Here is a 15,452-nt window from a genome sequence, read left to right as displayed (position 1 = left end):
AAGCTCCTGATGTTTACCCATTTGCACGTTGCGTCGGCCTTTTCCGCCCATTATGGGGTGGACTGGCCGGACACCCTGGCGGCCGCGGCGAAGGCCGGCGGAGCAGACGCCCTGGCAGTGACGGACCGGGACGGGCTCTACGGGATCCCTAAACACATCGGCGCGTGTGTCGCGGCCGGGATCGATCCGATCCTGGGCGTGGAGCTCGCCGTCCTGGACGCTGACGGAAGCGTGGGCGGGCGGGTCGTTGTCCTGGCCCACGGCCACAACCAGGGCGCCGGGTACGGGGCCCTGTGCCGGCTGGTCTCCGCCGCCCACGCCCGCAAGACCGTCGCGGTGACCCGGGCGGAAATCGCCGCGCACCTTCTCACCGATGCCAAGCCTGTGGGGACGGTGATGCTCGGGCCGCTCTCCGACGTCGGGCTCAAGGTCGGGTCCCGCGGTGACGGAATGGCCTTGATCGAGCAATGGCTCGGACACCTGCCCACGGAGGCACTCCGAGTCGAGGTCGTCTCCCATCTGTCCGCACCCGGGCTGCCGTTCAGCCATACCCACGCGACCAGGATGCTCCGCCTCGCCGGCAGGGCCCAGGTGAAGGCGGTACTGACGAACGCGGTCCGTTACGTGTTGCCGGATGGGGCGATCACGGCCGACATTCTGGATGCCGCCCGGGCGTTGCGGCGCCTGGATGAGACCGGGGTCCAGCCAACGGCCCAGGCCTGGCTCAAACCCGGATCGATGATGAGCGCCCTTGCCGCGGAGATCGCCGCGGTCGGGCAGGCCGGCGCCGCGGCCGCGAAAACCCTCCTCTCCGAGACCGAGGCCCTGGCGGACCGGTGCCGGATCGACCCGGTCAGCGATGCCGGCTGGGGGGTGCCGGTCATGCCCGAAGCCTCCATCATCGGCATCACCGGCGACCCACTCGCGGTGCTGTGGGAACGCGCCCGGGAAGGGGTCAACACCCTCTACACCGGCTCCGGCCACGCTGGACTAGAGGTCGTGGAGTCGCGGTTGCGGCTGGAGATGGACACCATCGCCGATCTGGGGTTCGCGTCCTATTTCCTGACCGTGGCCGAGGTCGCCCGGCTCATCCGGGACATGGGCATCCGCTCCGCGGCCCGCGGATCCGGTGCCGGGTCCCTCGTCAACTACGCGCTGGGCATTTCGTTCGTGGATCCGATCCGGCACGACCTGCTCTTCGAACGGTTCCTGAGCGCCGAGCGCCGGACCCTCCCGGACGTGGACATCGACGTCGAATCAGCGAGACGGCACGACATCTACCACGAGATCTTCGCCCGCTTCGGCCCGGAACGGGTCACGCTCATGTCGATGCAGTCCGGCTACCGGGCCCGCGGCGCGGCAAGGGACGCCGGCATGGTCCTGGGCATGGACCCGGAGGACATTGACGGGATCGCCAAGAACCTCTGGCGCTTCTCCGCCTCCCACTTCCGGGAAGCCATGGCGGAGAAACCCGAACTGAGGGACCTTGCCGAACGGGTGGAAGGCAGCCGGCAGCTGGACCTGCTGGTGGACATCACCGAAAGGCTCGACCGGCTGCCCCGGCACATCTCCATGCACCCCTGCGGGGTGATCCTCTCCGACACCTCGCTCCTGGACCGAACCCCGGTGCAGCCGTCCGGGATGGGTTTGCCGATGTCCCAGTACGACAAGCACGACATGGACCCGATGGGCATGATCAAGCTCGACGTCCTCGGGGTCAGGATGCAGTCGGCCATGGCCTACGCCGTCGCCGAAATCAAACGCACCACCGGCGAGAGCGTCGACCTTGAAGCGGTGCCGCTGGATGATGAGCCGACCTTCGAATTGATCCGTTCCACCCACACGCTGGGGTGTTTCCAGATCGAGTCCCCGGGCCAGCGCGAACTCGTCGGCAAGCTCCAGCCGGCCGTGTTCGATGACCTGATCACCGACATCAGCCTCTTCCGCCCCGGCCCGATGCAGGCCGACATGGTCAAACCGTTCCTGAACCGGCGCGGCGGCTGGGAAACCGTCGAGCAGCTCCACCCCGACCTGGAACCCTTCCTGCGGAACACCTACGGGATCGTGGTCTTCCACGAACAGCTCATGCGGATCATCGACACGTTCACCGGCTGCGGGCTCGCCTACGCCGACGTGCTCCGGCGCTTCCTGTCCGACGAGGACCGCCTCCCCGGCGTCGAAAAGTTCTTCCACGAGAAAGCCCTCGAGCGCGGCTACACGCCCGAGGTGATCGACAAGGTCTGGGGCGTCGTCAAAGGTTTCGGGTCCTTCGGGTTCTGCCGCGCCCACGGCGCCGCCTTCGCCAAACCCACCTTCCAGTCGGCCTGGCTGAAAACCCACTACCCCGTCCAGTTCATGGCCGGACTCTGGACCCACGACCCCGGCATGTACCCCAAACGCCTGCTCGTCGCCGAAGCCCGGCGCCTCGGCATCCCCATCCTGCCCCTGGACGTCAACCGCTCGACCGACGAATACGTCACCGAGCCGACGCCGGACGGGCGGCTGGGGATCCGCATGTCCCTGGCCGACGTGAAAGGCATCCAGGCCAGGGAGATCCACCGGATCGTCACCGAGGGGCCCTTCGACTCCATGACTGATTTGAAGGAACGCGCACGGCTCCGCGCCTCCACCGTCCAAAGCCTCGCCCTCGTCGGCGCCCTCGACACCCTCTACACCGGGCAGAGCAAACGGACGCGCCCGGCGATCGCCGCCCGAAACCAGGCCACCCGCACCGCCAAACGGCTACAGGTCATCCCCGGCCAGCTCGCCCTCCCGCTCCCGGCCATCGACGCACCAACCATCCAGGCCACCATGCCCGAACTGACCGATCTGGAGATCACCAGGGAAGAACTGGACATCCTGGCCCTGGACGTCACCCACCACCTGGTCGACTCCTACCAGTCGCTCCTGGACCGGCTCGGCGTCACCAAAGCCAAAGACCTCCTGGACCTGCGCAACGGCTCCAAGGTCCTCGTCGCGGGAATCCGGGTCGCCACCCAGACACCGCCCATGCGCGGCGGCAAACGCGTCGTCTTCATCAGCATCGACGACGGCACCGGCTGCGTCGACGCCACCTTCTTCAGCGACGCCCAGGAAAAGGTCGACCCGCCGATCCTCTTCTCCACGAACCTGCTACTCATCGAAGGAACCACCCGCCGCACCGGCCCACGCGGAATGTCCCTCCAAGCCAGCAACGCCTGGGACCTCAGCACCCTCAGCCTCCCGAGGCCGGCTTCGGCAGAGCCCTGGAACGATCTGGCTATTTTGTCCGGTCACCCGGACCTGCGGACGACTCCGGCGTAGTCCACTCCTCACCAAAGGAACCGGTTGGCCGCCCGTTGGTTGCTTCTTCTTGCCAAGCCGGGGTCACAAGCGGCGCTTCAAGCTGCAGGAACCCGGTCTTCGGAGGCAGCCAGGAGCCGGTAGTTTCGAATTGCTCAACTGCCAACCGCAGCATCTTCCGGTCGTCGGCGACGGCAATCCACTCTGCATCGAAGTCGGCGTGGGCGGTGTTGCAGCAAAGATGGAACAGCCGGACATTGCCCCAGACGTTCAGACGATCGGTTTCGTACTTCGGCGCGTAGCGACGCAGGGGCATAATGTGGTCCACGCTTGCCATCGCCGGTTGCCGGTTGCGGAGGATAATGTCGACTTTCAACCCGCAGACCTGGCAGATGTTCCCGTCTCTGCGCCACAAGCTCAAGGCCACAGTCCTCTTGTCCGAGGGTAGCCTGACATGATCGGCAGGCCAGTTCCAAGCAGCCCACATTTCGTCAGTCATCTGCTCGTTGGGGACCAACATCTCCGGAGGATCGACCTTCGGGCCAGCCGGCTTTCGCGGGGACTTTCGCCTTGGGCCCCCGTGGACGGAGGCAGAAGAGCGACCTGCTCGTCCGTGAGCTCAAAAGACTTCGGCTCCACGTCGTCCACCACCACATCCTGCAATCTGCCTCAATCGGCCGGTTGGATAAGCTCAGGGCCATTGTTCCTCACCGAATTCACCCTGTCGCTCACGACCCGAGGCACCAAGTGTGGTTCGGGCATGGAATCCAGCAGCGCACGTACATCGACCTCGGAGGTGGTCTCCGGATCCAGCCAATCCGAAAACATCTCCGGCGGCACGATCAGCGGCGTCCGGTCATGGATATGCCCAAGCGCGTCCGGCGCCGCCGTCGTGATGATGGTGGCCGTCCGAAGCCACTTGTCCGGATGATCATTCGGCAGGGACGGATCCGGCCAGTTCTCGAACAACGCAGCGAAAGCCAAGATCTCGTCATCGAGGCCGTGCAAGTAGGTTGGGATCTTTCTGCCGCCCGGCGATTTCTCCCACTCGTAGTAACCGTTGCCGACGAGCAGACCGCGCCTGGCCGACGCGGCTTTGCGGAAGGAAGGCTTCTCGGTGACGGTTTCCACCCTGGCGTTGATGAGCCTCGCGCCGCCCTTGGGGTCCTTGGCCCACGAAGGCACCAGACCCCACCGGGCGGTCACTAGCTTCCTCGTCACGGGGGCGCCCTCTCCCGAACTCCGGTCCAGAATCAGCGGAACCGTGTCAGTCGGCGCCACGTTGTAGGAAGGCTCCAACTCATCGACGTAGGACTCTTCGATGTCGAAGGCAGCCAGAAGATCACCGATCGCCCGGGCGACCACGTAACGTCCACACATGCACCCATCATGCCCCAGAGACCGTTGCCAAGGGCTGGTACGGGCATTCTCGCCATGAAGTGACGTCGATGTCCGGCCGTAGCAGGTAGCAGGGGGGAACCACCCGTCCCCGAATCAGCGCGGTTGTCGATCGCCCCGCCGTGCCACGTTTCTCCTTCGACGCTGCACAAATAACGACCCGCCGGAGGCATGCGAATGCCGCTGACGTGATCGAATGGATCAGGAATATACACGGTTAACGGTAGACTCCGGAATCCGAGTTCTGCGCGTTCAGATCTCTCGCGGATATGCCCCCTCAGTCCGGGTCGACTCGAATGCGTAGCGGGGAGGCGAGTACATCCTAGGCTAGGTAGATGCTGCCAGGAACCACGCGAACCCAGAGATGGAACCGGACAAGAAACAAAAAGCCGATTCAGCACGACGCGCATTTCGCCTCGGCCACGGTGCACTTTACGCTGACAACGCAGCTATCACGGAGAATGGACATCGTGAGGGCATCAAGGAAGCTGCTGGCCGCTGACTTGGGCTTGGCTGCAGCTTGGCCTTCCGAGACGGCAATCCGCGTTCCCAACCGTCTGCGGCCAGTGGCTGGCCGCTTGCTTCGCGCTCGAGCGATGAATCGTGATTATCAGCACGCAGCGAAGATGGCGACCTGGGATGCCGGTCTCTCATTTGCCTGGCGGCACCCAAAACTGGGCCTGCTTCATCTCCGGGCTCTATGGTACCCGCGAGTGGTTGCCGACTTGGAAAAACTGTCTTCGAAAAAGACACTGTTGCCCCTGCTGTTCTTCATTCTCAAGCACCCGATATTCGGTATTTGGAAAGTTCTCCCGAACATCCGTTTTGTGCGCAAAAGCAAAAGTGGTGGTGACGCGACCCCGGATGCTCCACGTCCAGACGACTCCGATTTGGAATCACTTCCCTCAGATCCAGAGTCAGACAACGAAGATTACAGCCTTGAAAAGACCCTCGACGAAGCCGAGGAACTGATTTTGGGCCAGCAACTCGTCTCCGCAGCCGAGCGTGCTATCGATTCCACCCTCTTCGGGGGCCGAAGCCACAATGAGGACCGATTCGTCAGGGTCGCGCTCCGGGAGAGCTACCACGAATTCAAGGTCCCCGGGGTGGAAGCTGAGCAGGAGGTCGTCTTCGAACCGCGCCTGCTCCTCCACGAAAGCGGAGCCGTTCAGCTAAGCGTCGCTCTCCGAACCGAAGGTCCACTCACAACTGACCAAGTACTCGACCTCATGAGCGGCCATGCCCCGCGCATTGTGCGCTCCGAGGTCGCGGAACCCCTCCTGGTCGGAAGCGGATGGGAAGACAGAGTCACGGAGTGGGCCGATGAACTGGACGCTGGGGCTCGTCGCGCACGTATCGACCACCCGCATCCGGTGTCCCTGCACGAGGCCGTTTTCGCAAACCTCTACGCCGTCATGGGCGCTCTGAGACAGGGGTGCTCCAGCTGGATTCTGTACCCGCTGGCGATCATTAAGCCCGACGTATGCTGCGAACCGGCCCAATGGCGCACGCGGCATCGCGAAGACGTTCTCCGCATCGCGCTGAGGGCGAGTCCCGCCCAAATCGCCGCCCACGTGAAAGATCCGCAAGATTACTCGCTTCGAGCAGACCATTCACTCTTCACTGGTCTGGGGTCAGCGGCTTACTTCCAGTGGGAAGGAGAGCCGCCCCTTGGTATTTCGGAGCTCAACACGGTCCTCGTCATCGAGTATGCGCTGCTTCTGTACAAACGCCTGGAGGCAATGGAAGAGCAAGTCGCTCGAATGTCCCTCGGCGAACGAAAGCTCCGGCAGCGCTACAAAGACGCAATTCTTCTGTTCTCGGAACTCCGACAAGGAAATGTTCGTGCGGGCGAATCCCGAATGATTGTCAAAGACCTTCTGCAGGAGCTCGGAGCGGACCAAATCCGGCCAACTATCGAGACCGCACTCGACCTAGCTGGTATGGCCCATTCGACCCTCAGCGACGCCAAGGCAGCAAGGCGTTCGTGGTGGATAACCCTCGCCGCAACCGTGGTTGCTGTCATAGTGGGGATTCCTACTCTCGGGCAGCTTCTCGAATCAGTAAAAACACTTTCTCCGGGGATGGGTGGCGAATGGCTCGTCACACCCTTGCGGCAAGCTGCGGCCCTCGGGTTCTGGGGTCCTTGGGCCGTGATGGGACTGATCTCAGGCGTTGTTGTGCTGCTATCGTTTGCGGGATGGATGTGGCGCCATCGCCCGCGGACACTTCCAAGTATGAGGCGCGGCTTTGCCTGGCCTACTCCCATTCAATTTGAGCCGGATCATGCTCCCGAAACTGCAAGCGATCTGCCGTCCGCGCCGGTCCCCGATCCAGCCGGGCTACCGACGCCATCCAACGTAACTACTGAGCCTTAACCCCACGAAGGGCAATGCGGGGCGCCTTTGCCTCTCACTCGTTTCAGCGACTCACCCAACTCAATGGAAGAAAAGATGACGACTTCGCCAACATCAGTTCGCCCGTCGAGGTGGTTTCGCAGTTCGGATACAGAACGCATTCATCCTGTTCACGGCGCCTATGAGATCTTGAGTAACGGACAGCCTGAACTGCGGCTTCATAGTTCTTGGGACGCGTTTCACCCTGCTGACTTCGAGGCCTCAAGCAGCGAGTTCAAACTTTTGCACGGTGACGTCTTTGGGACAGCTACCACTGCCGTCGGCAACAGGTACCGCTCCGGTTCTTTCAGCATGAACGAGCTGATGGACTGCCGCATCCACCCGAAGTACACGTTCGAAGGATTGTGGCTCTCCGAAGACGAACTGAACTTCACGAATGTGCGAGTCCAGTTTTGGGACCAAGACTCCTGGACGGGTTGGAGAGGCCATACGGTCGATCGAGATCTCAACGGTCACGTCACCTCAATCGTTCTCCAACCCGACCAGATTCTGGAAGCCGAGCACAATGGAGTGGCCATTCGCCTCGTCTGTACGTCTGCGTCCGAGACGACCCCCGGTGTCGCCGTTTCCCTTCAGAGCACAAGTCGCTTCGAGTTGGACTTCCCAGAACCGATATCCATCGAAAGACTACTCACCGATTGGCTAAAACCACTTGAAATCCTAGTCGTCTCCGCCACCGGACAACTTTCTGGATTGTCCTTCATTAGGCTGACCAACACTCAATGGGAGACCGAAGGTGATCACGAAGATCCCACAAGTTCGTGGGTCACGATGAGGACTTCGTTCGCGCCGCGCGCTGCCAGCTCCGATCAGCGAGTCCTGACAAAGCATTCGCTAAATGATTTCGATTTCGCCGTCCAGATTCCCAAAGTATTTGATGCCGTCCCACGCCTCCAGTTTCCGATGGATCAGTACCTTAGCCTGGTCAGCCACAGGGCCGCCGGGGACCTCGTTCGGTGCACAACGGCCGCCCAGATGGTCGAGTCCTTAGACCGAGTTCTACACCCGGACGCGGCCGCACCTGAACAGACGCCAATCGCCGTGCAGGTGAGCGAAGCGTTGAAGGACGCAGGCATAGGAAATTCCAGACTCCGGCGCGACCTAAGGAAGTTCTTAAACGACCGGGGAAATCCCACGCTGGAAGATCGCTTGAGACGACTTGACCAAGGCGTTGGAAACCCTGTTTCTAGCCTCATAAACAAGACCGACTGGCCCAAACATGTTGCCCGGGTAAGAAACATCGTGGCTCACGGCCTCGAAGAGTCAGTCGTCCTGACAACCGACATTCGAGCGACCCGCGTCGCAACCCTCATCTGCACCATGTTGTTCGAAGCTCATTGGCTCAAAGCCATCGGCTTTGACGATCGCACCATAAAAATGAAAGTCGGCGCTGATGGTTTCAGGCTGGCATTAATCCAGGGCCAATATGAATCCATGGAACAACTGTCAGACCTTCGAAACGCGGCAACGGTCGAACCCGAAGACCACGCTTGAACCCCTGACTCCTTCACATAAGTCCGTGCAACAAATGCCGCACCTAACTGTTCCGATAAAAAATTCCTGACCGACGCTGGACGTCCCGAACGGTTGCGGAACGAATCGGGCCGGATCCTCAGGTCTCGACAGCCTCAACCCTTGGCCGTGGACGGCGAAATGGTAAAGCTTCGATGGTCGCCTACTAGATCCGGGCCCGGAAGATGAAAGATAAGTACAAAGGCATATAGGAAAGGTCCCACAACGGCTAACCTGGATCGCCGCGCCCAAACCCGGCCCGGAAGCCGAAAGCACAGCTGGCTCACTGGCGCTCGAAAAGCGACGGCTGATGCACCCGCTCTGTTCCCTACAGAAAGTGATGTCGTGGCCGCTGTTCTTTGGAGCCTTGGGCAACGGGGTATCGGCGGCCATCGAAGCCAATCGCATGGGCAACGGCCACCCCTTCGACTTGGACATCGATGGGTTCGGCCCCAAGCGGTCGGTTCGTTCAACAGGACCATACAAAGGTCAAATCTTCCTGCGGAGCAAGGAACCGGTCGCGGTCGAGGGCGATACGACCCTGACGCTTGTCCGACGGCAAGGCAACTGGGGTGTCCGGCTATCACCTTGGACCTCCACGAGCTCAAGTCAGTGGAGTTCCGGAAGCATGCCCACTCCTTGGCGGCCTGGTTCTCCGACCGCAGCCGCTTACCTCGCCTACACTTCTTAACACGCGCACTTCCGGAGGCCGCTCGCCTTACCCGAGCCCCCGACCGCTAATCTTCAGGAGAGCATTTCGATGAACCCTCGACCGGGCGGTGAGGCTGACAAGATCGGCAACCGTTATGAGGGCGCGTGGACCGTGGCACGTATGCTCGACGTCTTGGCTGGCCGCGGCGAATCGGTGCGGGTCGAACCGATAGGAGAACTCGGCTCCGGTGTCGAGTTCATCTTCAAGCGATCAGACGGTACCGTTGAGGCCCATCAGGTCAAGCGACAGGTCGGCGTTGCCAACGAGTGGAGCTATGGCCAGCTCAACAGCCGGGGGGTCTGGGACAAAGCGCGCCTGCATGCGGAGGCGGGGCGTGACTACCATTTCGTCTCGATGACCCCGTTCCGTCCGCTTCAGGAACTGACGGACCAGATCCGGAACTCTAGCGACTACAGTTCGTTCATCCTGACCACGCCGCCTGAGAAGTCCAACACGCTCTTCGTCAAGCTGGGGAACCACTACGGCAGTCCAGAAAACGCGTACCGCATATTGGGCAGAATCTACGTTCGGACCATTGACGAGATCGAGCTCGCCGGTAGCAACGCCGTGTTTGCGGAGATGCTACTCGAGGGGAGCCCGGGAGCCCAGTGCAGGGCAGTCCTTGGCGAAATTCTCGACGACAGCTTCGACCGTGACCTCACGGCACAGCGGATCCTTGGCGCCTTGCACTCCTATGGGCTCCGCTCCCGTCTGGCAGCCAGCCAGCGAGGGCTCGCGGACAAAGTCAGCGACCTGACCGCCAAATGGATAGGCCAAACCGGATCGCAGCTGATCCAGCCGGTCATCCACCGCGAAGAAGCGGATCAACTCCGCTCCCTCATGACGGCCGACGAAAGGGCGCATTTCGTCGTCGGGGTGGCAGGCGGCGGCAAGACCGGAGTGCTCCACGAGGCAACGCAGAAACTGGTGGAAGACGGGGTGCCAGTTCTGGTGTTTCGGCTCGACCGTTGCGGGTCCCTCTCTTCGGCCGCAGCACTCGGGGAACAGCTCGGGCTGGGCATGTCTCCCGTCGCGGCGCTGGCCGCGGCCGCTGACGGTCATCCCGCGTTCCTCGTCGTAGATCAGGTCGATGCCGTCAGTCTCGTGTCCGGTCGACTTCCCGACAATTTCGAAGTGGTCGCAGAATTGGTCCTTGAATCCGCTGCGATCCCAAACCTGCATGTGGTTCTCGTGACCCGCCAGTTCGACGTCGAGAACGACTACAGGATCCGTCGCCTCAGAGATCGCCGAGGAACCTCGGTCCTTTCGATTCCACCGCTGTCAGACGGACAGGTAGATCGAGCCGTAGAAGACTTTGGACTGCCCGCGACGACGTTGACACCCCTTCAGCGCGATATTCTGCGTGTGCCCCTGCACCTGGCCCTGCTCGCCACGATAGCCGACGAAGCTAACGCACTCGGGTTCGTCAACAGTCTCCGACTTTTCGACGCGTACTGGGAACGCAAGCTCCAGAGCACGCGTCGTGAAAATCGGACTGTCCGCTTCGCCAAGGTCGTGGGCCGGGTCGCGCAAGTGATCAGCGAGCGTCAGGAGCTCTCCGTGCCGCTTGGTGTCCTGGACGATGAGGACCTTGCACTCGACGCGTCGATTCTCGTCTCGGAACAGGTCCTCATACGAGACCGGGACCGGATAGCCTTTTTCCATGAAGGGTTCTTCGACTATGCCTTCGCCCGTCAGTGGCTGAACCGAGGTCAGACACTCCTTGGCTTCCTTTGGGGGGACCCGCAGGAGCTCTTCCGCAGAGGCCAGGTCCGTCAGATCCTTGTCCACTTGCGATCCTCGGAACCACAGCGCTTCCTCGATGAAGTGACGGATCTCCTCGAATCCGATCAGATCCGATTCCACATTAAAGACGCCTGCCTAGGAGTTCTCGGAGCCCTCACTGACCCGAACAGTTCCGAAGCCCGGTTGGCTGTCGAAATCGCTCGGGACAGCCCCGAACTGAGGACCCGGCTCTGGGACCACACGCGCACGCCCGTCTGGTTCGAACGCCTTGATTCCGACGGTTACGTCGCTGACTGGCTGCAGGGAGGGCATGAGGATCAGAGACGGGCCATGGAGTTGATGGGGACAGCGGCCAAGACCATGCCCGATCGGCTCGCCGTGGTCCTTCAAGATCACCGGAATGCCGAACAATACCCGGCATGGCTGCGTTGGATCGTCCGTTTCGCCGATCTGGGCGCCAGCCAACGACTGGTCGAAGTCCTCCTTCAGGGCATCCGCGAGGGGTGCTTCGACGATAACTCTGCCGACTTTTGGTTCGTGGCAAATCAAGCAGGAACCAGGCACCCGCAGCTTGGCCTGGACCTCGTGTCCGCGTTCCTCATTGATCGGCCCGGATCGCTGGAGCCCGATGCAAACGGTCGGATTGGGTCGCTCAAGAGCAGCGACTACTTTGCCACCGGGGTGGTCCGCCACATCGCAGCTGCAGACCCCCTGCCCTTCTGCCACAAGTTCCTCCCGTATGCGTTGAAGGTGATGGCGGCCACCGCCGACCCGGAGGTGGCCGGCGAAGGTCCGATTCCTGACGCCCACTTCTGCAATCCGTTCAGCTTTCGTGGGTCGAATACCGATCTTGACGACTTCATCTTCACCAGCCTCTCCGATGCCTTGGCCCAGCTGGCCGTAACCGATCCCGAAGAAATTCGCCCGCTCCTCGCGACGCTTGCGGCAGACCCGCACGCGGGTGCCCAGCGGCTCCTCTACGAAGCCCTGAAATCGAATGGACCCGAGTACGCCGACATGGCTACGTCCGTCCTCCTCGAAGGTCGCCACCGGCTCCTCTGCGGCAACAACAGTGACAGCGTATGGACCACCCGCCAATTGCTGACAGCGATCAGCCCGCACCTGACCGACCAGCAGTTCATCCAGCTCGAAACGGTGATCAGCGAACTCAGATTCCAGTGGGAACGGAGGTCGCCCGGTCGCCCGGCATTCAGTCTCCTGTCCGCTTTGCAGGAGGATCGCCTCTCGGATGTCGGCAGGCGCAGGCTGGGCGAGCTCAGACGTGCCTATGGCATGAACCAGCCCACGAAGCCCGACTCCATCATCCGGGGAACTGTCGTGCCGCCGATCTCCAGCGACGCTGCGGGCCGGATGGATGACAGCAACTGGCTGCGGGCCATGGGAAAGCACTCCAAGGGCTTTGAAGCCCTTTTCCCTTTCCGAGGCGGCGCGGGCGAACTGGCCCAGGTTCTGCAAGAGCAGACCCGGTTGGACCCGGACCGGTTCGCCCGACTGGCTCTGCAGCTCACTCACGAGACCCATCCCGCGTACGCGAACGCGATCCTGCTGGGGTTGAACGCCGCCGGCGACTTGGGCGACCCGTCCATGGTGTTTGCCGCCGTACGGCATATCGCTTCCCTCGGGCATGCGGAAACCGACCAGCTTCTTGGCATGGCTCTCAGGCCACACCTGAAGGTAGCACCACTGGACATCGTCGACCTTCTCTGCGGGAGGGTAATTGCCGCAGCAGCAGCCGTCAGGGCTGATCCACCTGCCGTGGCGACGAGCGAGGAGAGGGTGGACGACGAATCCGGAAGAGACATCTGGACGAGGGGTCTGAGCACCACGCGCGGGAGCCTCGTCGATGTCCTTGCAGACCTGGTCGCCCACGACATCGATGGGGCACGCACCGTCGCCGCCGCGCCTGCTATGGCCCGCTTGGCCCGGGATCCCTCGCTTCCCGTGCGAGCCTGTACCGCGCGGCTGATCCACGCATCCTTGCGCTACGCCCGATCCACCGCCATCGACGCATTCACCAAGCTCATCGACGCGGGAGATGCGCTTTTCGCCTCGCCACCCGTCACTCGCCTGCTCGTCGCCATGGGCTACGAAGACCCTGATCTGGTCAAACCGCTTATAGGCCGGATGCTCGAAGCCAGTAGTGCCGGGGCACGGAAAGCGGGTGGAAGACTCGCCGTCCTCGCAGCGCTCGAATGGAGCGCCCGAGCCCATCTGGACACACTCCTCGGCCGCCGCGATCCGGAGGCACGGGCGGGCGCGGCCCACGAGGCTGCATATCGACTAAGCCACACAACGGACCCGGCAACCGCGGCCGACGTATTGCGAGCCATGATGAACGACGAGCAGGAAGGCGTTCAGGCGGCGGCAGCGGAAATGGCCATAGCTCTGCGCGGACACCGCCTCCAACCCCACGAAGGCATCGTCGGGAACCTCATCAGCTCTGCGGCTTTCGTCCACGCCCTCCCTCAGCTGCTGATCACCCTCGAGCGGGCACCAGATCGAATCGACCGCCTCGTCCTCCGTTGTGCCCAGAGGTTCGTCCGGAGCTTAGGACCCTTAGCCGCGGACCTATCCACCGGCGCCGCCGGCGACGCTCAACAGGTGGGACGCCTGGTCGTCCGCGGGCTTGCGCAGTCCCGTTCGACGGACAAGCGCTCGGCTCTCTTGGACGTGCTCGATGACCTGCTCAGGATCGGCGCGTACGGCGTCGACACCTTGATCAGCGATTCAGAGCGGCCTTCCTAAATGGACCCAGAAATTGGTCGGCGACTCTGGCGGTTTCACTGATTTCGGGCCCCCAAGGTTGACTGTAACCGGCCTGGGTACGAAGTGGTCATCGTGAGACTAGAGTGGCCGCATCAGCTTCGTACCGCAACTAGACGGAGTTCTCTGGTTTTTCGAGTTCGTCGATGATCGCTCTCACGCCTTCAGTCGAAGCATGAAGTTGCTCCTCTGACGGTGCATCGATCCCGTGTACGAGTCGATTCCTGAACTTCCTTAACTCCATAAGTTCAAACAAAGTCTTTCGACCACTGTCCCCTTTATTCCTGAACCATTTAGGATCGAAGAGTCCTGCGCCGACCCGTTCCTCCTTTAGAGTCACCTCTCTGAGCAATCGTTCCAACTCGACCCAGGCGCTCAGGAATGCGCCAATCTCCCTGTGGACCTCGCCGGAGTCACCAGCCGCAGTGGGTTTTCCTACGATTCTCTCGCGGATCCGCTGGTATTTCTCGTAGAGGCTTTGGTCCTCAATAAGGACGGCGTCGATGATTTGTTCGGCTAAAGGTCGTTTTTCAAGGTGGCCGTGTATCTCCCTTAGATAGGGCTTCAAATCTTCGGGTGTATTCTTTCCTAATTCGCTCAGCAGGGAATACAGGACGTCAACTCGACCCATCCCAGAATCGTCGATCTCGTCGAGATTCAATGAAGACGCTTTACTCAAAAGATGGGCAGCGAGGTCGTAGTGATTTTGAAAAGCGCGGCCTTCCTGCGCGACCCGCGCCTCTCCTGCTTTTTGCAGTTGCTCCAGGCTGATCTCCCCTGCGAGAACCAGTCCGTTGAGCTGATCAAGCAACGAGTGTTCCTGCGGCGAAATAGCTCCCTCGGGCTTGTAGACGAGGTCATGCTCAACCTCCGACCACGCGTGCATGAGCACTGACGCAACTTGGATCTCAACATTGGCGTCAGAGTATCGCTGTTCCGACTCCTCAAGGTCGCCAGATCTAAGCCGTACTCTATAGTGCACTGCGGAGTAGCCAGAGAACTTTCTGTTTTCCGAATGGTTGACGTCTAGAGGGAATTCGCGCTTCGAGTCGTATTCGTCGAAGAGTCGCGTAATGAGTTTCCCGACTTGATCGCGCTCGCCCGGAAAGTAGAGAGCCACCCGCACGCCAGCTAGGTCAGCGATGTCGGCATATACACCGGCGACGGAAGTGTAAGGATTCCGGGCGTTGCGCTGTTTAAGTTTGTCCTGCAGTCGCGAGAGGTCCTTTGAGCGGCTGGTCACTATGGCACGCAGACCGGCGCCCGAGAGGGCCGCTTCGAGTCTGCGTGCGACTATGCGAGCTACCTGGTCATAGTAGTCGATTTCTTTGCCGTAACGATCCAAGAATTCCGTGACAATATACATCGACTCGAGGCGTTCATCCAAAGGTGGTTACCTTCTCTAGTTGCTTGGCAGGCGGAGAACTTCTAGCAGCTCCTCAGGAAACTCTGTTGGCGAATCTTCATTCAATAAGCAATACCGCCCGGATCAGAATACGCGACCGCCAGTCAAGGCAATGCCCTCAACTTGGGACTCAAACGAAAGTGTTCCGAAAGGCCTCGATCGAGGCGGCCTTCTGTCAGCGCCGCTTGCGTCGGGG

General features: G+C 61.5%; 7 protein-coding genes. 4 read left to right on the top strand and 3 right to left on the bottom strand.

Translation table 11 applies throughout. The features are described from left to right. The first annotated feature begins 6 nt into the window (after positions 1–6). On the top strand, positions 7–3,303 hold the full coding sequence (locus ABD742_RS06315) for a DNA polymerase III subunit alpha (RefSeq protein ID WP_234748627.1): 3,297 nt from the start codon (positions 7–9) through the stop codon (positions 3,301–3,303). Here ABD742_RS06315 and ABD742_RS06310 read toward each other — a convergent pair. Both ABD742_RS06310 and ABD742_RS06305 read right to left on the bottom strand, forming a co-directional pair. Beyond that, entirely contained in the window at positions 3,260–3,658 is a 399-nt protein-coding gene (locus ABD742_RS06310) for a hypothetical protein (protein ID WP_344787443.1), read from the bottom strand. The genes ABD742_RS06315 and ABD742_RS06310 overlap by 44 nt on opposite strands. Before the next feature lie 293 nt (positions 3,659–3,951). Further along, positions 3,952–4,662: an SOS response-associated peptidase gene (locus tag ABD742_RS06305; RefSeq protein ID WP_234747993.1), complete on the bottom strand. Its 711-nt coding sequence runs from the start codon at positions 4,660–4,662 to the stop codon at positions 3,952–3,954. 908 nt (positions 4,663–5,570) lie between these two features. On the opposite strand from ABD742_RS06305, the gene ABD742_RS06300 reads away from it, so the two are divergent. The 3 genes from ABD742_RS06300 (at position 5,571) to ABD742_RS06290 (ending at position 13,833) form a co-directional block, all read left to right on the top strand. Further along, on the top strand, positions 5,571–7,058 hold the full coding sequence (locus ABD742_RS06300; protein WP_234747995.1) for a hypothetical protein: 1,488 nt from the start codon (positions 5,571–5,573) through the stop codon (positions 7,056–7,058). 75 nt (positions 7,059–7,133) lie between these two features. Beyond that, positions 7,134–8,591: an ApeA N-terminal domain 1-containing protein gene (locus tag ABD742_RS06295; protein WP_234747997.1), complete on the top strand. Its 1,458-nt coding sequence runs from the start codon at positions 7,134–7,136 to the stop codon at positions 8,589–8,591. Positions 8,592–9,369: 778 nt separating this feature from the next. Further along, positions 9,370–13,833: an NACHT domain-containing protein gene (locus ABD742_RS06290; RefSeq protein WP_234747999.1), complete on the top strand. Its 4,464-nt coding sequence runs from the start codon at positions 9,370–9,372 to the stop codon at positions 13,831–13,833. Between the two features lie 130 nt (positions 13,834–13,963). Here the strand turns inward: ABD742_RS06290 and ABD742_RS06285 are convergent, their stop codons facing one another. Then, positions 13,964–15,238 carry a GTP pyrophosphokinase gene (locus ABD742_RS06285; protein WP_234748001.1) on the bottom strand — a complete coding sequence of 425 codons (1,275 nt, stop codon included), beginning with the start codon at positions 15,236–15,238 and terminating at the stop codon, positions 13,964–13,966. Positions 15,239–15,452 lie beyond the last annotated feature (214 nt).

The sequence above is a fragment of the Arthrobacter ramosus genome (assembly GCF_039535095.1).
Classification (GTDB): Bacteria; Actinomycetota; Actinomycetes; order Actinomycetales; family Micrococcaceae; genus Arthrobacter; species Arthrobacter ramosus.
The sequence above is the reverse complement of the archived record's forward strand: the minus strand, read 5'-3'. Positions and strand labels throughout refer to the sequence as shown.